The 23,138-nt window shown below is 68.1% G+C and carries 12 protein-coding genes and 3 pseudogenes; 12 read left to right on the top strand and 3 right to left on the bottom strand.

The features are described 5' to 3' along the window. Window positions 1-302: 302 nt before the first annotated feature. The 5 genes from PX653_RS03780 to PX653_RS03760 all read left to right on the top strand — a co-directional run bounded on the left by PX653_RS03780 (window position 303) and on the right by PX653_RS03760 (window position 11,315). Window positions 303-923: a hypothetical protein gene (locus PX653_RS03780; RefSeq protein ID WP_277416591.1), complete on the top strand. Its 621-nt coding sequence runs from the start codon at window positions 303-305 to the stop codon at window positions 921-923. Window positions 924-995: 72 nt separating this feature from the next. Beyond that, window positions 996-4,946, top strand: coding sequence for a choice-of-anchor X domain-containing protein (locus PX653_RS03775; protein WP_277416590.1), 3,951 nt, complete (start codon window positions 996-998; stop codon window positions 4,944-4,946). After that, the gene (locus PX653_RS03770) at window positions 4,943-5,884 is read left to right on the top strand and encodes a HEAT repeat domain-containing protein (protein WP_277416589.1); all 942 of its coding nucleotides are present in this window, start codon (window positions 4,943-4,945) and stop codon (window positions 5,882-5,884) included. The genes PX653_RS03775 and PX653_RS03770 overlap by 4 nt, the downstream gene beginning before the upstream one ends. 39 nt (window positions 5,885-5,923) lie before the next feature. Then, window positions 5,924-9,616: an NIDO-like domain-containing protein gene (locus tag PX653_RS03765; protein WP_277416588.1), complete on the top strand. Its 3,693-nt coding sequence runs from the start codon at window positions 5,924-5,926 to the stop codon at window positions 9,614-9,616. Window positions 9,617-9,626: 10 nt separating this feature from the next. Continuing rightward, window positions 9,627-11,315: a di-heme oxidoredictase family protein gene (locus PX653_RS03760; RefSeq protein ID WP_277416587.1), complete on the top strand. Its 1,689-nt coding sequence runs from the start codon at window positions 9,627-9,629 to the stop codon at window positions 11,313-11,315. Here PX653_RS03760 and PX653_RS03755 read toward each other — a convergent pair. Further along, the gene (locus PX653_RS03755; RefSeq protein WP_277416586.1) at window positions 11,285-12,571 is read right to left on the bottom strand and encodes a winged helix-turn-helix domain-containing protein; all 1,287 of its coding nucleotides are present in this window, start codon (window positions 12,569-12,571) and stop codon (window positions 11,285-11,287) included. The genes PX653_RS03760 and PX653_RS03755 overlap by 31 nt on opposite strands. A gap of 189 nt (window positions 12,572-12,760) precedes the next feature. Here PX653_RS03755 and PX653_RS03750 point away from each other — a divergent pair, with 189 nt between their 5' ends. Further along, complete coding sequence (locus PX653_RS03750) at window positions 12,761-13,423, top strand: response regulator (RefSeq protein ID WP_277416585.1); 663 nt, start codon at window positions 12,761-12,763, stop codon at window positions 13,421-13,423. 84 nt (window positions 13,424-13,507) lie between these two features. Here the strand turns inward: PX653_RS03750 and PX653_RS03745 are convergent. Both PX653_RS03745 and PX653_RS03740 read right to left on the bottom strand, forming a co-directional pair. After that, window positions 13,508-15,006: pseudogene (locus PX653_RS03745) on the bottom strand (AMP nucleosidase). A 77-nt stretch (window positions 15,007-15,083) separates the two neighbouring features. Then, window positions 15,084-16,442, bottom strand: a complete 1,359-nt coding sequence (locus PX653_RS03740) for an MATE family efflux transporter (protein ID WP_277416584.1) — start codon at window positions 16,440-16,442, stop codon at window positions 15,084-15,086. A gap of 170 nt (window positions 16,443-16,612) precedes the next feature. Here PX653_RS03740 and PX653_RS28310 point away from each other — a divergent pair. The 6 genes and pseudogenes from PX653_RS28310 to PX653_RS03715 form a co-directional block, all read left to right on the top strand. Then, window positions 16,613-17,140: pseudogene (locus tag PX653_RS28310) on the top strand (contractile injection system protein, VgrG/Pvc8 family); the annotation flags it as partial. Window positions 17,141-17,271: 131 nt separating this feature from the next. Next, a pseudogene (locus tag PX653_RS28305) lies at window positions 17,272-18,393 on the top strand (type VI secretion system Vgr family protein); the annotation flags it as partial. A gap of 15 nt (window positions 18,394-18,408) precedes the next feature. Continuing rightward, window positions 18,409-19,182: a DUF2345 domain-containing protein gene (locus PX653_RS03730; RefSeq protein ID WP_277418509.1), complete on the top strand. Its 774-nt coding sequence runs from the start codon at window positions 18,409-18,411 to the stop codon at window positions 19,180-19,182. 26 nt (window positions 19,183-19,208) lie between these two features. Next, window positions 19,209-21,368: a T6SS effector phospholipase Tle3 domain-containing protein gene (locus tag PX653_RS03725; RefSeq protein ID WP_277416583.1), complete on the top strand. Its 2,160-nt coding sequence runs from the start codon at window positions 19,209-19,211 to the stop codon at window positions 21,366-21,368. Between the two features lie 51 nt (window positions 21,369-21,419). Continuing rightward, window positions 21,420-22,760 (top strand): virulence factor, encoded by a 1,341-nt coding sequence (locus PX653_RS03720; protein WP_277416582.1) that lies wholly within the window; start codon window positions 21,420-21,422, stop codon window positions 22,758-22,760. Window positions 22,761-22,791: 31 nt separating this feature from the next. Beyond that, window positions 22,792-23,055: a PAAR domain-containing protein gene (locus PX653_RS03715; RefSeq protein WP_277416581.1), complete on the top strand. Its 264-nt coding sequence runs from the start codon at window positions 22,792-22,794 to the stop codon at window positions 23,053-23,055. Window positions 23,056-23,138 lie beyond the last annotated feature (83 nt).

Below are 23,138 nucleotides of genomic sequence, written 5' to 3'. Positions count from 1 at the left end.
GCAGTAGTGAAACTGCTTGCCTGCAAAGCATCTTAGGTGGAGGGATGAATTCGATCCAATCAATTTTTGCGACTTTGCGATATCTTTTTTGATATCGAAAAGGCGAAGATTTCGCAGTGCTGATGACGGATTAATTGTACCGGATTCAATTAACGTAGCCCAAAAAGAATGTTTTGCGTGTCGGTGTTCTTTACAACAGCCAACGCCGTTCCCTGCCGAGCACTGTAAAATCAAGCACTTGCGGGGCTGGCATTGCTTTTGCTCATATGTTTATCACGACAATGACATCGCGGGAGCCCACAATGAGCGCCACCAACAGCAGGGTTCGGCGCATCGCGCTGGGCGCCCTCATGTGGCTTGTCGCTGCCCACGCAGCGCTGGCCACCCCCATCACATACAGTTTCGACACGTTCGCCGACGGCACGTCGCTCACGGGCCAGTACGCGGGACTGGGGTTCGCCAACGGCACGGTCCTGCGCGCAGGGATCGGCCTGAACGAGCTGTCGTTCCCGCCCCGCTCGGGCGACGGCGTGCTGTTCGATGATGGCGGCCCCATCGTCATCACCTTCGCGACCGGCGCCTCCGCCGTTTCCGGCTACTTCACTTACGTGGACGGCCTGACGCTGTCCGCCTACGACAGCAGCGACAATCTCATCGCCATCGCCACGGCGGCCTTCCTTGCCAACGTGGCGGACGGCAGCGGCGATCCGGGCAGCGCACCGAACGAGCTGCTGAGCGTCATGGCGACGGGCGACCTGATCGCGCGCATCGTCATCAGCTCGTCGCCCGGCGGTGCGTCCCTGGCACTGGACGACCTGACCGTCGACACGGCCGCCGTTGCAGTGCCCTCGCCCGGCACCTTGCCGCTCGTGATGACCGGCCTGCTGGCGCTGGCGTGGCGGGCCCGCCGACGACGGCACTGACATCCATACCGCCCTTTTCCCCTACGTTTGCGCATTGCGTACGGCCCGTGCGGCCGCACGCCAGGAGGCATTATGCGAGCTTTCCTTGTTGCCACGCTGGCCGGCCTGCTGCTTGCCGCGCCCGTCGTTGCCGGCACCCTCGGCACCCCGACGCTTGCTCCCGCCAGCATCGGCGCCGGCACCGGCACCGTCGTGACGATCAGCATCCCGATCGGCGACCCGAACTATCTCGCCGGCAGCGCCAACCTGCAGCGGCTGGCTGCCGACGGCACCGTACAGGGAATCGTCGGCACGCTGCGCGACGACGGGCGGGACGGCGACACCACTGCCGGCGACGGCATCCACGCGCTGGCGATTGCGCTGACCGAGCCGGCCGGCACCATCCGTTTCCAGGTCTCGGCGGCGTTCCGCCAGGAACTCCGGCGCACGATCTCGGCACCGGTCACGCTGACGGTGACACCGGGCACCGGAACGCCCACCATCACGGCGGCACAGTTCACCGTGACGACGGCCACCACCGGGGTGCCGGCCGTGGGCGTGGCCAGCGCGACGGTCCAGTCGACCACGGCGCCGTCGACGCTCCAGCTGCAGAAGATCGATGCCGCCGGAACGGTCCTGGCGAGCCTGGGCAACCTGCATGACGACGGGACGGACGGCGACGCAAGCGCCGGCGATGCCGTCTGGGCCTTGCGTTCCACGGTGTTGGAAAACAGCCCCGGCACGCTGCGCTACCGCATCGCCGGCACGTTCCCCGGTCATGCCCAGACGGTCTATTCGAACGTCTTCAGCGTCACGGTAGCGGGCACCGCGACCGGTATCGCCATCACGGCGCCCGCCAATGGCGCCTACCTGAACACGCCGGCCATCACGGTCGCCGGTACCGTGGGCGATCCGGCCGCGCGGGTCACGCTGAACGGCATCGCGGCCATCCTGAGCGGCACCACCTTCAACGCCTCCGTGCCGCTCAACGAAGGCCCCAACACGATCACGGCGGTCGCCACCAACAGCGGCGGCACCACGACCACGGCCAGCATCCTCGTCACGCTCGACACGACGGCCCCGAAGGTGGAAATCTACTCGCCCGGCGCCAATGCCGTCACGACCGGCGACAAGGCGACGGTCAGCGGCATGGTCAACGACATCGTCGTGGGCACCGTCAATCCGCAACAGGCGACCGTCACCGTCAACGGCATCGCGGCGGAAGTGCTCAATCGCAGCTTCATCGCCCGCGACGTGCCCCTGCAGGCGGGCACCAACACGATCCAGGCGGTGGCCACCGACCGCGCCGGCAACCGGGCGACGACCGCCACCACGGTGACGCGCAGCGGCGCCGGTGGCCTGGCCCTCGTCTCGGGCAACAACCAGCGCGCCGCCGTCGGTGCGCTGCTGGCCGCGCCGCTGGTCGTCGCGCTGACCGATGCGCGCGGCGTGCCGGTCGCGAACCGGCCCGTCGTGTTCCGGGTGGTGGGACTGGATGGCACCGTCGCCGCCAGCGCCGTGCCCGGCGCCGGCCTGCCGGCGCTGGCGGTCAACACCGATGCCGAAGGCAAGGCCCGTGCTTACTACCGGCTCGGCAGCCGTGCCGGCGGCGGCAACCTGGTCGAGGCCAGTACGGCCGCGGCCCAGGCGACCGTCGACTTCGTGGCGAGCGGCACGCCTGGCGCCCCGCAGCTGATGGTGGTCGACTCCGGCAACAGCCAGACCGGCGTGGCCGGCCAGGCCCTGCCGTTTCCCCTGATCGCGATCGTCACGGACAGTTCCTACAACCGGCTGGCCGGCGTGCCGGTGACCTTTACCGTCAAGGACGGCGGCGGCGGCTTCGGCGCCGACCGCCAGGCGACACTGCAGGCCACCAGCGACAGCGACGGCCGGGTGGCCGCGACACTGCTGCTGGGCCCGAACCAGGGCGTCAACAACAACGTGGTCGAAGCCAATTTCACTGGCGGTACCGGTTACGCGGCAACGTTTACCGCCAACGGCCTGCTGCCGGGACCGGCGGCCCGGACGAAGATCAGCGGCGTCGTGCTGGACAACAGCAACCAGCCCATCCCGGGCGTCACGATGCGCCTCCTGCAAATTACCCAGGGCAACCGCAGCAACATCCCGCAGGAGATGGCCGAGGCGGTGCGCACCGATGCCCAGGGCCAGTTCGTCATGCAACCGGTACCGGTGGGCGTATTCAAGCTGATGGCCGACGGCGGCTCGGCCACGCGTGACGGCATCTGGCCGACGCTGGACTTCGACATGGTGACCGTGCCGGGCCAGGACAACACGCCGGGGATGCCGATCTTCCTGCCCGCGCTGAACCCGAACAACCGCGTCTGCATCGACGAGAGCACGGGCGGGACGCTGACCCTGCCCGATGTGCCGGGCTTCGCGCTGGCCATCGCGCCGGGCTCCGCCACGTTCCCGGGCGGCTCGCGCAGCGGCTGCGTGCACGTGACGCCGGTCAACCTGGACAAGGTTCCGATGGCGCCGGGATTCGGCCAGCAGCCCCGCTTCGTCGTCACGATCCAGCCCGTGGGCACGCATTTCAGCCCGCCCGCGCGGATGACGATTCCCAACGTGGACGGGCTGGCGCCACGCGCTGTCACCGAGATGTATTCGTACGACCATGACCTGGCCAGCTTCGTGGCGATCGGCAGCGCCACGGTCAGCGCCGACGGTGCCACGATCACTTCCGACCCCGGTTCCGGCGTCATCAAGGCGGGCTGGCATTGCGGCGGCAATCCCAATACGTCCGGCTCGGCGGGCACCTGCCCCACCTGCCAGAAGTGCGAAGGCTCCAGTTGCGTGGCGGACGCGGCCAAGGATGGCCAGGTGTGCGACCTCGCCCCGGGCCAGGGTGTATGCCGCGCTGGCGCCTGCGTCCCCGTGCGGCTGACGATCCTCGTCAACAATACGCCGGCGACGGACGACGACATCACGGCGCTGAACGGGCCGCAGACGCTGCCGATCACCGTGCGCATGGACGACGGCCCCACCACCCCGATCAGCATCGCGCTGGTCCTGACGCCGGGCGGGCGCGGCAGCCTCAATACGACGACCGTGTCGCTCGCCAAGGGCCAGTCCACCAGCGTGGTCTTCACGCCGTCCGCGGCCAGCGCGGCCGCCAACGACGTCAAGATCGCGGCCAAGGTCAACGGCAACGAGCTGGCGACGGGCAACCTGACGGTGGTCAACATCACCTTGCCGCGCATCGCCACCCCCACCGATCCGGCCGCCATACCGGACCGCATCACGCCGCGCAAGGACACGGATGCCCAGGTCACGCTGGTGCCGGCCCTGGACGGCAGCGGCCAGTCGGTCGAACTGGCAACGCTCGACACGAGCGCCGCGAACGGCGACTACACGGTCGGCGGCGGCGCCACCAAGCAGCTGACGCGTACGGAAACCGTCAAGCTGCGCGGCACCGTGCAGACGGCGGCGACCGGCGGTGCGGGTGGCGGCAACGCCCGCAAACTCAAGCTTGCGGCGAAGGTCCGGGGCGCCCAGGTGACCCAGTCGAACGGCTTCAGCGTTGCCGCCATCGCCGAACTGGTCGCGGAAGGGTACCGCGGCAATGTCGTCGGTCGCCCGGGCGTGGTTGGCATCATCGTCTCCGTCACCGTCAAGTCCGACAGCGGCACCGATGGCGACCTGAGCGAGTGCGAGTTCTCCGAACAGATCGAGGTCAAGGCGGAAACCGGCTCGCTGGTCGGGCTGGGGGGCGGCCTGAACTCCAGCTACCTGGGCTGCATCGGCACCTACACCGACACGCACAGCACCGGGACGGCCTCCCTGACCGGCCCGGGCACACAGAACATCGACCAGACCCATACGATGAAGGACCGCCGCCTGGGCATCACGGACATGCCGATCCGCCGCTCCGGCTTCAAGATCGACCGCACCGTGTTTGCGCCGGCCACCCCGCCGCCACCGTTCAAGCTGACGACGTCGAAGTACGGCGCCGGCGCCACGGCCAACGGCCACACGGCAGCGGCCGGCACCCCGACCGCGCCCATGACAGGAACCCAGCCATGAAACTCTCCACCTATTTGTGGCTTGCCTGCGGGTTTGCCGCCACGCTGGCGCGCGCCGACTGCCCGCTGGACGTGCAGGCAGCCCCCACGCGGGCCGACTGGCATGCCGGCGAACCGATCGAAATACGGGTGCGCATGACCAACCGCCTCGACCGGCCGGCGGGGCTGGCCCTGGCCTACCCTTCGCTGGGCGGCCAGGGCTACCCCGGCATCGGGTTCTCGCTGCGTCCGAACGCGCCGGTAACGGGGTCCGGCAATGCCATCGAAAGCATCCTGCAGATCGCGCCGCGCGATGCGCTGCAAGTACATGTCTATGCCAACAAATACCTGCCGGCCTTGCCCGTCGGCGCCAGCCGCATCTATTGGAAGCTCGAAGTCGCCTGCCTGGACGACAAGGGGGCCTTTGTTGCGCCCGGCACGTTTGCCGGTTCGTTCACGGTGCGTATCGCCGCCGGCCCGCCGCCGGATGCCCAGGCGGCCGTCGAACGCCATGCGCAGCGGCTCGATGCGACCGATCCGCAGCAGCGCCGGGAAGCCATCGAGGCCCTGGCGAACACGTCCGCTCCGGCCGTGCTGCCGGCCCTGCGCAAGGTCTACCAGTATGGCTACCGCAACGATGCCTTGCAGGCCTTGCGCAAGTTCGATGACAACCCGGCGGCGGCCGGCTTGCTGGTCGATATCCTCGCGACGGCGGACGCGGGCGCCGCGCGCAATGCGGTGCGGGTTGCCGCCGGCTGGAAAAGCGGCCTGCCGGCGGAACTGCTGGAGCAGGTAGTGGAAGGCCCGGCGCTGCCGGCCCGGCTGGCACTGGTCGATTACCTGGCCGCGCGCCGCTCCGCCGCCAACGACGCCCTGTTGCGCCGCCTGGCAACGGACGAAGATGAAACACTGGCCCGGTCCGCGCGCGCCGCGCTGGCCAAACCCGCACCGACCCGGTAGCGCGGGCCCGGTCATTTGCAGTCACGAGCGGAGAACGATATGCGATCCTATGCCTTGTCCAGCCAATCGATGGCGCTGCGCTGCAGCGGGTCCGGCGGCGCCGCCGGCGGCAGGCGGCAGCCGGCGACCGGAATACCTGCGCGGGCCGCGGCGCTGTTGCGCGCTGGCGCCCTGCTGCTGGCGGGACTGCTGCTGGCCTGGGCGCCCCCGCTTTACGCGGCCGGCCTGAACGAGCACTGCATGGTCAGTGTGCTGAACCGCAACGTCCAGGCCCGCGCCGACGGCACGTGGGTCTTGCCGAACCTGCCGGCCAATTTCGGCCGCGTGCGGGCCCGCGCCACGTGCGTCGAGGGCGGCGTCACCACCTACGGCCAATCGGCCGAGTTCGTCATCCCGGCCAACGGCTCCATCACGCTGCCACCCATCGTGCTGGGTCCCACCACCCCGATCCCCACCAACCTGCGCGTCACGGTACCGGACGCGGTACTGGCCAGCCCCGGCGCCACCACGCAACTTCGCGCACAGGCGACCTACGCGGCAGGCAACGAGGCCGATGTCACGGCCAGCGGCACGAGCTTCAGCATCAGCAATCCGGCCATCGCCACGATCACGCCGGCGGGTCTCGTGACGGCCGTACGCAGCGGCACCGTCGTCATCCAGGCCATCAACGAAGGCACGCAGGGCATCGCCCAGCTGCGGGTTGCCCTGGCCGGCGCCGACAGCGACGGCGACGGCATTCCCGACGACGAAGAGCTGCGCCTCGGCATGAATCCGAACAACGCGGCGGACGCGCTGCTCGACCTCGACCGGGATGGCCTCGCGGCCGTCGACGAGTACCGCGCCGGCACCGACCCGCGCAATGCCGACAGCGATGGCGACGGCCTGAAGGACGGCGCCGAGGTACAGTGCGGCGGCGGCTTCTGCACCAGTCCCGTGCTGGCGGACACCGACGGCGACGGCGTGCGCGACGGTACCGAGATCCGGACCGGCAGCGATCCGACCAGCGCGGCCAGCGTCAATTTCGGTGCCGCCCTGCAAAGCATCCGCGTTACGCCGGCCACCTTCACGCTGATCGTCAACGCGCTGACGGGCAGTGCCAGCGTCCAGCTGACCGTCACCGGCACGATGATCGACGGCGTCGAGATCGACCTGACCAGCACGGCGCGGCAGACCACTTACGCCAGCAGCAATATCGCGTCCTGCAACTTCGGCGCACCGGACGGGCGCGTCCATGCCAGCAGTGCCGGCAGCTGCGATATCACCGTCGCCAACAACGGCCACAGTGCCGCCGTACGCGGCACCGTCCAGGACTTCGTGCCGGGCGCCCTGTCGTACCTGCCGATCCCCGGTTTCGCCAATGGCGTGGCGGTCAGCGGCGAGTTCGCCTTCATTGCGGCCGGATCGGCCGGACTGCAGGTGGTGGCGCTGGGCGCGGACCGGCGCACGCCGAGCATTCTCGCCAGCCTGAACCTGGATGCCAGCGCCAACGACATCACGCTGGCCGGTAACCTGGCCTTCCTTGCCACCAGCGGCGGCCTGAAAGTCGTCGACGTGACGACACCCACGGCGCCGCGGCTGCTGGGCACGTTTGCCGGCACCCCCAACGCGATGGGCGTCAAGGTGCGGGGCACGACCGCCTACGTGGTGGCCGGCGCGACCTTGTACATCGTCAGCGTCGCCAACCCGGGCGCGATGATCCAGGCCGGCGCGATCGCGCTGGGCGGTACGGGGTGGAACGTGGACGTCGACCTGTCGCGCAACCTGGCCGCCGTGGCGATGGGCGGCGCCGGCTTGCAACTGGTGGACATCAGCAACCTGTCCGCCCCGCTGCTGCGCGGTACCGCCTCGACCGGCGACGCGCGTGGCGTGGCGCTGCGGGGCACGACCGCGATCGTGGCCGACTATGCCAGCAGCATGACGTCGGTCGACATCGCCGACCCGGCCGCGCCGGTCGTGCTGTCCAGCACCCCGCAAGCGCTGGGCGGCCTGCTGACCAACGTCACCCTCGCCGGCAATTTCGCGCTGGGCGCCGACGTGGCCTTCGTCAACGGCGTGCCGATCGTCGACATCGGCAATCCGGCCACGCTGCAGCCGCGCGCGATCCTCGCGTTCGCCGACCGCGACGACAACGGCATGGGTATCGCCACCGACGACAGCTATGTCTACCTGGTGGCCGACCGCAACAGCCTGGAACGGGGCGGCAGCAGCGGCGACAGCCGCCTCTATATCGGCCAGTACCAGCCCCGCATCGACCTGGCCGGGGTCCCGCCCACGGCCACGATCACGGCCCCCGCCAACGGCACCCAGGTCTACGAAGGCGCGCCGCTGACGATCGCCGTCGATGCGCAGGACGACATCACGGTGGCATCCGTGCGCTTCCTCGTCAACGGGCTGACGGCCTTCACGAGCACCGGCGCGCCGTACCAGTACACGATGACGGTGCCGCGCGGCGTCTCGGCGCTGACCTTGGGCGCGGTGGCGCGCGACCTGGGCGGCAACGAAGGCAGCGCGGCGGCGGTCACGGTCGGTGTCGTGCCGGATCCGCTGACGCAGGCGGTCGGCCAGGTCGTCGATGCCGCCGGCACGCCGCTGGCCGGCGCGCTGGTGACCGCCCCGGGAGGACGCACCGGCACCACCGGCGCCGACGGCCGCTTCGTGATTCGCGAAGTGCCGACCGTGCTGGGCAACCTGGTGCTGCAGGCCGCGTGGACGCCGGCCGGCGGCGCCATCCGCAACGGCGCCTCGGCGCCGACGCCTCCCGTGCCGGGCGGCGTCACCGATGTCGGCATCATCAGCGTCATCGACGTACGATTCGAAACGGAGTACGGCACCTTGTGGACCACGTGCGACGACTGCTTCACCCAGCGCACGTTGCCGTTCACGTTCCCGTTCTACGGCACCGACCGGAGCACGGCCTTCGTCGGCAGCAACGGCTACCTGACGTTCGACAGCGGCGACTCGACCTACCGGGAGGACGTGCCGGCGTTCACGCGCCTGCCCCGCATCGCCGCGTTCTTCGACGACCTGATCGGCGGTGGCGGTGTGCTGATCAACGACCAGTTGCCCGACCGCTTCGTCGTGACGTACGACCGGACCCGCCAGTACAGCGAGGGCGGCAGCAACACGCTGCAGATCCAGCTGTACCGCGATGGCCGCATCGTGTTTGCCTACAAGGGCATGACCGCCCTGCGCAGCGGCGCCATCGCCGGCATCACCCCCGGCCCGGACGCCCCTTTCCAGCAGGTCGACTACAGCGCGACACCGGCACTGGAGGTCCCGGCCGGCAGCGCCGTGTACGAATACTTCACCGCCGCCAGCCAGTTCGACCTCGACAACAGCTTCGTCGTCCTCACGCCGAACGCGGCGGGTGGCTACAGCGTGCGCACGATCCTGCCGCCGGCCGCCGTGCCGACGGCGACACTGACCGCCGCGCCGCCGCTGCAACTGGCGGCGCCAACGGCGCTGCGCGCGCGCCAGGCGGCCGCACCGTCGGGCGCGCCGCTGGCCGGGGCCGAGGTCCGGGTCACGTCGTCCGGCAACCCGCGCTACCGCGGCATGGCCAACACGGACGCCGCGGGTGGCTTCACGCTGAAAGGCGTGCCCCCCGGCGGCATCAACGTGGAAGTCTGGCGCGACGGCAGCCTGCTGGCCCGTGGTGCCGCGTTGACGAGCGCGGCCGACCGGCAGGTGCCGGTCGAACTGGTCGCGCCCGAAGCGAAGCAGAAGCGATGAGGAGATGACGATGCGCCGCACTCTTGCAATCGGCCTGGCGTCGACGGTGCTGGCCGCCAGCGCCGCGGCCACCGGCCTGCTGATCGACGCCTCCCAGCGCCGCAACAGCGTGGGGATGGAACTGGGCCTGCCGGTCCATCTGCAGGACGACGAGGAATACACGGCGTCGCCGGAACAGCTGCTGGAACACGGCCGCCGCGTCTTCTCGGCCAATTGGACGAATACGGAAGGCGGCGGGCGACCGCTGACCAAGGGCAACGGCCGCGCGCTGGCCGACACGTCCATGCCGCTCACCGGCGCTCGCTCGTTCAACCGCATTTCCGGCCCCGATGCCAATTCCTGCATGGGATGCCATAACCAGCCGCATGGCATGACGGGCGGCAGCGGCGACTTCGTCGCCAACGTGTTCGTGCAGGGGCAACGCTTCGACTTCGCCACCTTCGAGCGTGCCGACCTGGTGCCGACCCGGGGTGCCGTCGACGAGCAGGGCAAGCCCGTTACCCTGGCCAGCATCGGCAACTCCCGCCATACCCCGGGCATGTTCGGCGCCGGCTACATCGAGATGCTGGCCCGCGAGATGACGGTCGAGCTGCAGCGCAGTCGCGACAACATGCGGCGCGGCGAGACCCGGACGCTGGTCGCGAAGGGCGTCAACTTCGGCAAGCTGACGCGGCGCGCCGACGGCTTGTGGGATGTCAGCGCCGTCACCGGATTGCCACGCCTGAGCCTGATCACCGCCACGCCGCTCGATCCGCCGTCGCTGGTGATCCGGCCCTGGCACCAGGCCGGCAATTCGGTCTCGCTGCGCGACTTCACCAATACGTCGTTCAACCACCATCACGGCATCCAGTCGACGGAGCGCTTCGGCGCCAATACCGACCCGGACGGCGACCGCTTCAGCAACGAGCTGACGCGCGCCGACGTGACGGCGGCGTCGATCTTCCAGGCCACCTTGCCGGTGCCTGGCCAGGTGATCCCGAACGACCCCGTCATCGCGCGCGCGATCGTGCGGGGACAGCGCAATTTCAGCGACATGGGCTGCGCCGCCTGCCACGTGCCCGCCCTGCCCCTGAGCCGGGACGGCTGGACGTTCACCGAGCCGGGCCCGTTCAACCCGGCCGGCAACCTGCGCAGTGGCGATGCGCGCACGGTCCGTGTCGACCTGAACGATCGCGCCCTGCCCGCGCCGCGGCTGGCGCCCGAACATCCGGACGACCTGGTGATGATGGTGCCGGCCTACACCGACATGAAGCTGCACGACATCACCGATCCGGACGAGCCGATGCCGCTCGAATCGCTCGACATGAACTGGCCCGTGTGGGCGCCCAAGTTCCCGGCCGGGAACCGGCGCTTCCTGACCCGCCGCCTGTGGGGGATCGCCAATTCAGGCCCCTATTTCCACCACGGCATGTACAGCACGATGCGCGAAGCGGTACTTGGCCATTCCGGCGAGGCACTGGCATCGCGCCGGGCGTTCCAGGCCGCATCCGCCGACGACCAGGCGGCGTTGATCGAATTCCTGAAGTCGCTGCAGGTGCTGCCGCCGGGTACGGTCAACCTGGTCGTGGACGAGCACTACCGGCCGCGCGAACGCCCGCTCGACGAGCCCGCGCCGGTCGGCCGCTCGGTGAGGGTGCACACTGCCCCGGCGGCCAACAAGGCGGCCGCTCAGGCCCGCGCCGCCAGCGCCATGCGATAGCGCGCCGGCGCCACGGTCGTGTCGGCCAGCAGCGACGAGTGGGCTGCCAGCACGGCCAGGCTGTCGACCGGATCGGCGCGATCCCCGCCGTGGGCGCGCAGCAGCGCCACGGCATCGTCCAGCGCAAACCAGCCGGACAACGGCGCCAGCAGACCCAGTGCCTGGCGCGCGTGCGCCGGCAACAAGGGCTCGCTCCAGGCACTGGCGGCGCGCAGGCTGCGGTGGCGCGCGGCAAGGGTACCGTCCGCCGGCACGACAGCGAGCGCCAGGTCAACCGGCGGCGCGGCGGCCAGCCGGCGCTGGCAGGCCAGCATGGCGCAGGGGCCGCTGCGCCGCTGCGCGCGTACCTGCGCGGCGGCCAGGACGAGCGCCAGCGGTACACCGTCCAGCCAGCGGCACGCCTGCGTGGCTGCCTGCCAGGCGGTCGGGGCGAGCGCGCCGCTGCCGCCATAGGCCTGCGCCAGCAGCAGGTGCGTGGCGTCGTCCGGCGCCAGTGGCGGCACGCGCACGACCGCCTCGGCGTCCGCGCGCAGCGTTTGGCGACTGGTCGCAAGAATGCGCAAGGCGGGCCGCTGCCGTGCCAGCCCTTCGGCCAGGCGGCTGGCCGCATCCATGGCGTGGTCGCAGTTGTCCAGTACCAGCAGCAACGGCGCATGGGGCAGCGCCGCGGCCAGCGCCGGGAGCGACGTCGCACCGGGCACGCCCAGTGCCGTGGCCACCGCGGCAAGCAGTGCCCGTTCGCTTGCCTCTCCCAGCCGGTCCACGGCAACGCAGGCACGGCGCGCGATGGCCGTGCGCCTTGCCACGGCCTGCGCCAGCGCGGACTTGCCGATGCCGGCCGGCCCCGTCAGTGTAACGATCGGCCCGGCTTCAAGCCGCGTGGCGACGGCGGCCAGTAACGCGGCGCGGCCAAGCAGCGCCGGCGTACCGGCCCGGGCCAGCCGGCCCGTGAACACGTAGCCGGCACCGCTGACCGTGCCGATCAGGTCGCGGTCGCCCGCCAGTGCGCGCCGCAAGGCGGCAATCTGGACGCGCACGTTGCTGGGGTGGATGGCGCGTCCCGGCCATGCGCGTTCGGTCAGCTGGGCCGGGGTCAGCACCTGGCCGGCAGCCGCGATGAGGGTCTGCAGCACGCGCACGGCGCAGGCGCCCAGCGCGATGGGCCGTGCGCCGGCGGTACGCAGCTCACCGCGCCAGGGGTCGAACGCATGCCGGCCGAACGCGATCGGGGCGGCGGCGGAAAGTCGGATATCCATGCGCCCAAGGCTACTTGGGACACGCGCGGCGGCACAGGCCACATCGGGCACGTCGGCGCTGCCCCGATACGCTGCCGGCCCGATCCCCCGAAAGGGGCAGCGGGCCGGCCGCGGGGCGGCCTGGCGGGTTCGCGGGTTTAAGATGCCGCCATCGCAACCCTTGAGCCGCACGCGCGGTCCCGAGCCGACATGGATGAACTGGTCAATATGGAACGCGGCGCGCTGCCCGCCACGCCGCGCGTGCGCGTGATGGTTGTCGACGACCACCCGCTGATGCGCGAAGGGATCGCCGCCGTGCTGGGCCTGGGCGGGCGCCACGAGCTGGTGGCCGAGGCGGCGGATGGCCGCGAAGCCGTCGAACAGTATGTGCGGCACCAGCCCGACGTGACGCTGATGGACCTGCAGATGCCCGTGATGGGCGGCCTGGACGCCATCGTCGCCATCCGCGCGCTGGCGCCGCAAGCGCGCATCGTCGTGCTGACGACCTACAAGGGCGACGTGCAGGTGCTGCGCGCGCTGAAGTCGGGCGCGATGGGCTACCTGCTGAAAAGCGTGCTGCGCACGGAACTGGGTGACGCCATCGACAAGGTCTACGCCGGCCAGCGCCACACTCCGCCGGAAATCGCCGTGGAGCTGGCGGCGCACATCGACGCGGACACGCTGTCGGCACGCGAATCGGAAGTACTGCGCTTCGTCGCCCACGGCAATTCCAACAAGCGCGTGGCACTGGCGCTGGGCATCGCCGAGGAGACGGTCAAGGCGCACATGAGCACCGTGCTGGCCAAGCTGGGGGCGCGCGATCGCACGCACGCGGTGACGATCGCCATCCGGCGGGGCATCCTGGAGCCTTGATCGGTCGAGGCCTGCGGTGTCAGGCACCCTGACACCGGTGTTGGCAAGCGATATCGGCACCTTGGTCGGACGCTGGTGCCACCGTTACTGGAACGCCACCTCGGCAAAGCTGCGCAGCTTGCGGCTGTGCAGCCGGTCCGTGCCCAGCGCGCGCAGCATCTCCATGGCGCGGATGCCGATGCGCAGGTGCTGGTCGACGCGGTCGCGGTAGAACTGGTTCGCCATGCCCGGCAGCTTGATCTCGCCGTGCAGCGGCTTGTCCGACACGCACAGCAACGTGCCGTACGGCACGCGGAAGCGGAAGCCGTTGGCGGCGATCGTCGCGCTTTCCATGTCCAGCGCCACCGCCCGGCTCTGCGAGAAGCGCCGCTCCGGCGTGCGCTGCGGCAGCAGCTCCCAGTTGCGGTTGTCCGTGCTGGCCACCGTGCCTGTGCGCAGCACGCGCTTCAGGTCGTGGCCCGTCAACTGCGTCACCTCGGCCACCGCCGCCTCGATCGCCACCTGCACTTCCGCCAGGGCGGGGATCGGCACCCACAGCGGCAGGTCTTCGTCCAGCACGTGGTCCTCGCGCACATAGCCGTGCGCCAGCACGTAGTCGCCCAGCTGCTGCGTGTTGCGCAGTCCCGCGCAGTGGCCCAGCATCAGCCACGCATGCGGGCGCAGCACGGCGATGTGGTCCGTGATCGTCTTCGCGTTGGCCGGCCCCACGCCGATATTGACCATGCTGATGCCGGCGCCGTCCGCGCGGATCAAGTGGTAGCCCGGCATTTGCGGCAGCCGTGGCAGCGGCGCGCCCATGCCGTCGCCCGGCTGCTCGTCCTGGCCGGCGCGGCGCGTGACGATATTGCCCGGCTCGACGAAGGCGATATAGCCGTCATCGTCGCTGGACGGTTCGCGGCTCATGATGGCATGCCCCAGGCGCACGAATTCGTCGATGTAGAACTGGTAGTTCGTAAACAGCACGAACTTCTGGAAGTGCTCGGGCGACGTTCCCGTGTAGTGGCGCAGCCGCTGCAGCGAATAATCCACGCGCGGCGCCGTGAACAGCGACAGCGGCTGGGCTTCGCCGGGCGGCGGGTCGAACGTGCCGTTGGCGATGCCGTCATCCATCGCGGCCAGGTTGGGCAGGTCGAACACATCGCGCATCAGCTGGCGCCGTTCGTGGCTCATGCTGCCTTCGATATGGTCGTGCTCCGCGAAGGAGAAGTGGACGGGGATCGGTTGCGCCGACAGCCCCACCTCGATCTGCATGCGCTGGCCCGCATGGTTCTTCAGCAGCAGCCGGAACTGCTCCTGGTAATAGCGCGCGAACAGGTCCGGCCGGGTCAGCGTCGTCTCGAAGGTGCCGGGACCGGCGACGAAGCCATAGGCCAGGCGCGAATCGGCGCGCGCGAAGGTCTCGCTCTGCACGCGCACGAACGGGTAGCAGGCGCGTACGTGCTGGGTGGGGTCTCGCCCTCGACAAAGCGCTGCAGCGACTCGCGCAGGTGGGCGATACTGCCGTCGTAGATGGCCCGCACCTGGGCCAGCGCGGCGGCGGGATCGTCAAAACGTTCGGGTTGGACGAATGGGCGGGTGGACACGGTCAACTCCTGGGGTTCTTGTCGGTTTTCGTTGGCATATGAGCATCGTACCACTGCCCCGCCGCGCACGCAGGACGTCAGCGCCGCAGCTTGCGCCGGGCCGCCCGGGCATGGGGCACCCACGCGTGCACCGACCAGCGCCGCCACATGACCAGGCCGCGGATCCACTCGTCCGCCGCGAACGCGATGTACAAGCCCTTCAGGCCAAGGCCGAAGTGGATGGCCAGCAGCCAGCTGCCGCCGGCCAGCACCAGCAGCATCGACGCCGCGCCCGCGACGACGGGAAAGCGCACGTCGCCGGTGGCGCGCAGCGCATTGATGACGACCAGGTTGAACGTGCGGCCCAGCTCCACCAGCACGCCCAGCCACAGCAGCAGCGCGCCTTCGGCCACGATGGTGGGGTCGCTGGTGAACATGCGCAGCAGCAGCGGCCCGGCCAGCGCGACCGCGCCCGACACCGTGCCGCTGATGACGAGGCCCCGGTACAGCGACGTGCGCACCAGCCGGTGTGCGGCGCCCAGCTCCCCCGCCCCCACCATGTGCCCCACCATGATCTCGACGGCGAACGCGGTGGCCAGGCTGAACACGATGATCATGCTGCCGATCTGCTGCACGTAGGCGTGCGTGGCCAGCGCGTGGGCGCCCAGCGTGCCGGCTGCGGCCATCGCGGCCATGAACGACAGGCGCCAGGCGATGTTCTCGGCCGCCGCCGGCACGCCGATGTGCAGCACCTCGGCCAGCTCGCGGCGCGGCAGGTGCCACCAGTCGGCGCGACGCGGTACCAGGTGCAAATGGCGGCGCCACAGCAGCAGGTGCAGGGCCAGGCCCAGCGCGCGGCTCAGCGCCAGGGCCAGCGCGTAGCCGGGCAGGCCCAGCGCCGGCAGCGGCCCGAAGCCATGCATCAGCGGCAGGGCCAGGGCCAGGTGGGACAGGTGCATGGCCACCAGCACCACCAGGGTGTCGCGCGTGCGCAGGTGGGCCCGCATGACCGCCGCCATCGAGGCATTCCACGCATCGAACAACATGGCCGGGGCCAGCGCCATCAGGAACGGCGTGGCCAGCGGCAGCACGTCCGCCGGCGTTTGCAGCAGCGCCAGCAGGCCGTCGGCACCGACCAGCGCCACCAGCGCGGTGACCGCCCCGATCCACGTGCTGGCGCCGACCGATGCCAGCGCTACCCGGTTGGCACGCTCGCGCTGGCCGCCGCCCAGGCTTTGCGTGATGACGACGCCGACACCGGAGCCGACGATGCGAAACAGCAGGAACAGCGTGACGGAAATCTGGTTGGCGATCGCGAACGCGGCACCGGCAATATCGGATGTTTGCGCCGCCAGCGTCGTGCCGACGACGCCGATGGCCACCGACAGCACCAGCTCGACCAGCAGCGGCCAGGCGAGCGTGAATATATGGGGACGGGTGGATTGTGTGGCGGGCATAGGGACGGTACGGTTCCAGTGGACCGCCATTGTACTGCCCAGGGCCGGTCGAATTGCGCCGCGGCAGACACCGACGCGTTTGCAACACCTCGTCCTCGTCCTGATGAGCATCAACCTTGCCGCGCACGCATATCGGTACAGTTCTCGTTCCAACGTTCCCACCGGCCGATATGACGAACGCTCTTGCTCCGCTGGATTCCTTGCTGACCGGACAAAACCGCCCCATCCGCCTGCGGCTGTTCGATGGCACGCAGGTTCTCGACGATGTACTGCTCGTAAAGCGCGTCAACGGTACGGAAAGCCTCTGTGGCGGTATCGACTATTGCTTATTCTGTGTTGCCGTCATCGCAGGGATGCCCCTGAAGCGCTTCATCGCCAATCCGGTCGAACTGCAATTCGTGACGGACCGCGGCAATCTCCGCTCGGTATGCGGCATCGTGACGGCGGCTGCCGAGGGAGGCGGCGACGGCGGCCTCGCCACCTACCAGCTGCGGGTGCGCGACGCACTGTCGATACTGGATAATGCAGTGAACACCAGAGTATTTCGCAACGCCGACGAGGTGGGGATCACCGAAGCGATACTGCGCGAGTGGCGCCTGGACCATCCGGCAGTGGCCAGGACATTCGACTTCGAGCTGGCGCTGGTGCACGCCTATCCGGCGCGCGAATTCACCATGCAATATAACGAACCGACTGGCGCGTTCCTGCGACGGCTATGGAAACGCCGGGGCATCGGATGGTTCTTTCGGCCGGGCGCTCCGACTGAGTTCGGCAGCGCAAACGTAGCGGTTCATACACGAGAAGCAGCGCCGACTACGAGCGCGCCAGGCAAATGGAGAGCCAGGACCTGGCTATCCACGACCAGGGCCTGCTCGGCAACCACTTCGCCGGCAGCCTGGACGATTACCTGGTGGACGTCCCCCATGCAGGCGACAGCTCGGACGACTACCGCAGCCTGGGCACGGCGCGCATGCAGCGCCACGAGTACGAGTCGAAGTACTTCCAGGGAGAAGGCAGCGTGCGCGACATGTGCGTCGGCCAGTGGAATACCATCGAGCACCATCCGGAACTCGACACGCACCCGCCCGAGCAGCGTGAATTCGTCATCACGGAGCTGCGCGTCCAGGCCGAGAACAATCTGCCAAAAACGCTCGACGAGCGGGTGCAGCGCCTGTTCGCATTGAACCGCTGGCACGTGGCCGACGGCGACCTGGACCAGGCCAGCGCCGAGCGCGGCGTGCGCTACACGAATCACTTTACGTGCGTGCGCCGCGGCGTGCCCATCGTGCCGGCGTTCGATCCGCGCACGGACGTGCCGCGTGCCGAACCGCAAAGCGTGTTCGTCGTCGGCCCGGCCGGCGAGGAAATCCATTGCGACGAACTGGGCCGCGTGAAAATACGCTTCCCCGGCTGCCGCGACAAGGACCACGCGCATGCCCAGGGGGCGGGCGCTTCCGACAGCGAGCGCGACTCCGCCTGGGTGCGCGTGGCCAGCGGCTGGGCCAGCGCGCAGTATGGCGCCATCACCCTGCCCCGCATCGGCGACGAGGTGATCTGCGTCTTCCTGGGCGGCGATCCGGACAAGCCGCTGATCGTCGGCCGCGTGCACGATGCCACCAAGACGCCGCCGTCGTTCAGCGACGTCAGCCGCCTGCCGGGCGACCGCTACCTATCCGGCATCAAGAGCCACGAAGGCAAGGGCCAGCGCTACAACCAGCTGCGCCTGGACGACACGCCCGGCCAGATCAGCGCCCAGCTGGAAAGCGCGCACGGCCACGCCCAGCTCAACCTGGGCTTCCTGACGCACCCGCGCAGCAACGGCGCCGCCACGCCGCGCGGCGCCGGCTTCGAGCTGACGACCAACGACAGCGGCGCCCTGCGCACCGCCAAGTCCCTGCTGATCTCGGCATGGAAACGCCTGGACGCCTGCGGCAATCAGTTGAGCAGCGAGGAGCATATCGGCCTGATGCAGGACTGCCTGGACCTGTTCAAGTCGCTGGGCCAGTACGCGGCCGAACACCAGGGCCTGGCGCTGGACCCGGCCGGGCAGGCCGAACTGAAGGAGGACGTGGCAGCCGCCGCGACCAGCGGCAAGCCGACGGTCAGCGTGACGGCGCCGGAAGGCATCGCCGTGACGACGTCGAAGACGCTGGTCAGCTACGCCGGCGTCAACGTCGACACCGTCGCGCAGCAGCACATGCAGCTGACCAGCGGCCAGCGCTTCAACCTGAACGCGGGCAAGGGCATCTCGCTGTTCTCGCACATGGACGGCATCGCCCAGATCGCCCACCATGGAAACTTCCTGATGCAGAGCCAGCACGACGACATGCAGATCGACTCCGCCAAGGACGTCAAGGCAACGGCGGGCAAGCGCTTCATCGTCATGGCCGAAGAGGAAGTGACGCTGATCGTGGGCGGCGGCGCCTACCTGAAGCTCAAGGGCGGCAACGTCGAGCTGGGCGGGCCCGGCTCGCTGACCGTCAAGACGGATGACCACCACTGGAATGGCCCGGCCAGCGCCAGCACGGAGATGCCGAAATTCGAAGCTGATGACTTCGGCCGCACTCCGCGGCTGCTGCGGCCGACCGATGGCAAGCCTGTCGAAGGCATGAAGCTTTACGTCCAGCGCGATGGGGGCACTCCCCTCGTGGGGCAAAGCGACAACGCCGGCGAGGGCGAAAAGGTCACCAGCGACAGGCCGCAATTGTTGGAAGCATTCTTCTACACGCCGCGCAATTAATGTGGTGCCAGACCAGGAGCGTTTCCATGAGCGTCCCGAAATTCGACAACCCTGCGTTCAGTCCGGACAATTTCATGGTGGGCGCAAAGGCCGGCGTTGCCTTCGTCAGCGCCAAGCACCTGGACGTGATCATGCAGCTGCCCTTGCCGGGGATCGTCATCTTCGTCCACGGCGTCAATTCTGATGGCGAGTGGTACAAGCAGGCGGAACAAGGCCTGTGCAAAGGGCTGAATCAGCGCCTGAAACGGGGCGCGGAGCACCTGGCGTACGCGACGCCGGAAGCCGGCCACCTCACGCCCATCAACTATCGGGCCGAGCTGACGCCGGATGGCTATATCGACCCAGGTACCAACCACAAGACCTTTATGGCTGATACGCCCCAGTTCTCACCGGTGATCGACTTCCGCTGGGGTTACAAGGCAAGCAGCAAGGAACTGCAACAATATGGCAAGCACATCTACCTGAACGAACAGAATTATTGGGGTGGCGGCCCGTTTGCCAACGGCTGCACGTCGCTGCCCGACCTGTGGGGCAGCGGTGTCGACGACACCCTGTTCCTGTTCCTGCACGTACAACACCTGAACCCGACCAACGACCGGCTAGTCTATGCCTGTCCGCCACGTCCCTACTTCGTGCTGGCCGCGCTGCGCCTGGCCAAGCTGATCGGCTCCATCCGCCGCAAACAGGCGAACACGCCGATCACGATCGTGTGCCACAGCCAGGGAAATATGGTGGCAATGGCTGCCGCCTTCCTGGGTGAAACGCTGGCACCGGCAAAAGACCTGGCCGGGAACACCAGCACCTGCGTGGCCGATACTTACGTGCTGTGCAACCCGCCGTACAGCCTGTTGACCGCCAATACAGCCCAAGCCTGGACCGAACTGGGCATGAAGGATGCGCAAGGCAAGGGCGGCAGGCAGACAGCAGAAGCGCGCCACCAGACCCTGGCGGCATTTTTCGACATCATCCGCAGGCGTCAGTCTACCAGCCAGAGCGCGCAGCATATCGACCGGTTCATCAAGAACGAATTGCACAAGTTCGACGCCGCCTCGGACCGTAACCGACACGGCTTCGGCGAGCGCAAGATGACGACAGGCCGTGTAACGCTGTATTTCAATCCTCATGACCAGGTCATCTCGGCCAGCACTATCCAGGGTATCGGTTGGCGCGGCTTGAACCAGCAGGAAATCTCGGCGACCCGTGGCGACGGGGTATTTTGTCAGCGGGTCTTCTCGCAGGGTTATATGGTGGGGAACCGCGGCATCTACCACTTCTGGAGGGACCAGCACAACAAGCCATCTCCACACAAGAAGGACTTCTGGTGGCCGCCATCGCCGCAGACCCGCTATTCGCCCACGAAGGGAGCCGCCGCGAACGATCACATTGCGGGTGTCGTGATGACCGCTGCGGTTACGCCGCTGGCGGTGGTCGGACTGGGTTTGTTCGGGCCGCCAATCAACGCGTCGCCGCCCGACGACTGGCAGACACCGATCCAGGCGCCACCGCTGCCAGAGCCCTTTCATCCCCTCGCGCTACGCTTCGGCGTGGAAAGCAAGCGTTTCGATCAAGGACATGACGCACCGGGCGAATCGCGCGACAAGGCGCGTGCGCACCCAAAAGGCGACCCGTACGCGGAAAACCGCCCGCTTGCAGGCGCACCGCGCGATGCCAAGTCGGCGGACCAGACCGATGCCCCGAAAGGTGACGTCGCCAGCGAAGCCGCGCTGCGCTACGAGCATCACGCGATGCTCAGGCTGCTGGCCCGCAGGGAGGGTCGATATGCACCGGACGCCAAGGTGATCGAGGAAGACGATCCGGCAAAGGCCGGCATCCATTACAAGAGCTGGCGGAAACAGCGGATCGGGTACGTCCTTGCCGCATCCGTCGACACCAATGCCACCGACCACTCGACGATTATGACGAATCCCAGGCATGCCGAGAAGGCGCTGGCTTATGACGTCGCGGTTGGGGTTTGTCATCTTTCGGCAAAAGAACTCCGGACACTAAGAGTTGCTGCAGATTGGAGATATCTCAGCGGACTGCCTGATGGCAATGAGAACAAGGCCTTCAGCGAATACTTTCTTTCGGGTCTCTACAAGAAACTAACGTTGATGGAATGGTCTAAAGCTGCCACCCTTGAGGGCACCCTTCCATCAGCTATCCGCGACAAACGAAGTATATTCTGACTTCTGTGATGCCCCCAAATTCAAAGAATTCACTCCTGAAAGAGGTGAAACATGCATCGTACCGCCCTCGGAATAGCCTGCATAGCCGTCGCCCTGCTCATTCTTTTCGTGATTAGTAAGCCCGCAAACTCCGACAAGAATCCATCTCCTCTCAACGCGCCGCCCGACGTGGCCGCCCTGCCATTTCAAGCGCAGGTCGTAGGCTTGCAATGGCTCAATCCACTCCACCGTCGTGACTATCCAACTGAATGGGAACTGCTCTGGACACTCGGTCTTGCCCGTCCAAACAGCAACGACGACATGGTGAGAACCGAGCCGTGGAGATACAGCAAGCTGCAAGCCGTAGGAATAATCGCGTATGGAAACGAAGGTGAAGAAACGTTTGATGGCTACCATGAGAAATACTTGCATGAGCTCCTCACTCCGTTCCATGACATTTATTTTTCCAGTTCTGAGTACTTCTACAATGCACACTCCTTGACAGACCGCGCAACATGGCGCGAGCTAGCAGGGATCCATGTAGAGTACGCGTTGCCCACCGGACGGCTGGACCCGCTCAATGCAAAGGTCCGTACAACGGCACTAATCAACGACAATTTCCAGATCGGATATGCAAGTACGCCGGAGGCATGGAGCCGCAACACTCCACCCGACGTCCACGTCACGATGGGCGGCGCAAACGCCGGCTTCACTTCCCTCACTGCCGGCCTGGACTACCTGAAGGCGCACCCGAACGAAACAGTCTGGGTCATGAACTGGGACGCCCCCAGCTACCCGCCGCAGGATGAACAGATCAACGAAAACATGGTACTGCTAGTTCTCGCAGGGCCTAACTATCAAACCGGGCGTGCGCCGCTCGCATGGCTTGGTTACCCGGCCACGTCCAGGACGGCCGATTTCGAGGCGGGCAATGGCAAGCCGGCACGCAGCGTGCAGGCATGGAGCGCGTCGCTGCACGGCGCGGCCGTCAATGCGGGGAAAAGTGAAATGGCTATCGGCTACGTGATCCACGACGCGGACAATCGCCACGCCGCCTCGTCCGACAGGATTGCCGGCCTGGCACAGGCCCTGGCGACAGAGCTGCCGGACCTCGACTATGTCAAGGATACCTTCAACACCCCGGCCCTACTGGGCGAAATGGGCGCCGGCACGGCGCTGACCAACGTGGCGCTGGGCATCGCCTATGCCAACCACATCGGCAAGCACGTGCTGATCGCCGGTACCACCGATGCGGCGCAACCGACGGCGCTGGTCGTCAGTCCGCCCGAGAAAGTCCGGCCGTTCAATCCGGACGGCCCCTGGTTCCGCGCGCGCGGCGGCGGCTCTGCCTTCCTCCCCTGGTGGGGCTTGCGGCACGACGCGCAAGATGATGAGCAGGGATATTCCAAGTGAATATGCCCAACCACGACAGGGAGATGGCGCCATGCGCGGCGTGATCCGGCTGAACGACCCCACCAGCCACGGTGGCAAGGTCGTCAGCGCGGCCCCGCACAGCAAGGTATTGGGCGTAGCCGTCGCCCGCAAGGGAGACCAGTGCACCTGCCCGCTGCCCGGCCACGGCAGCTGCACGATCGCCGAAGGCGATCCGAAAGTGCTGATCGACGGCGTGCCGGTGGCATTCGACGGCCACCGCACCAGTTGCGGGGCGACGTTGATCACGACCGCTCCCCGCAGCGGCCGCGGATAGGCGCAGCGCGGCGAGGTACTACAATGGCGGTTCCCACTACGCCAGCCGAACGTCCATGTACTGCGCCGCCACACCCGAATCCA

Source organism: Pseudoduganella chitinolytica (genome assembly GCF_029028125.1).
GTDB classification, from domain to species: domain Bacteria; phylum Pseudomonadota; class Gammaproteobacteria; order Burkholderiales; family Burkholderiaceae_D; genus Rugamonas; species Rugamonas chitinolytica.
Note: the sequence above shows the minus strand (reverse complement) of the source record. Positions and strands in the feature narration are given on the sequence as shown.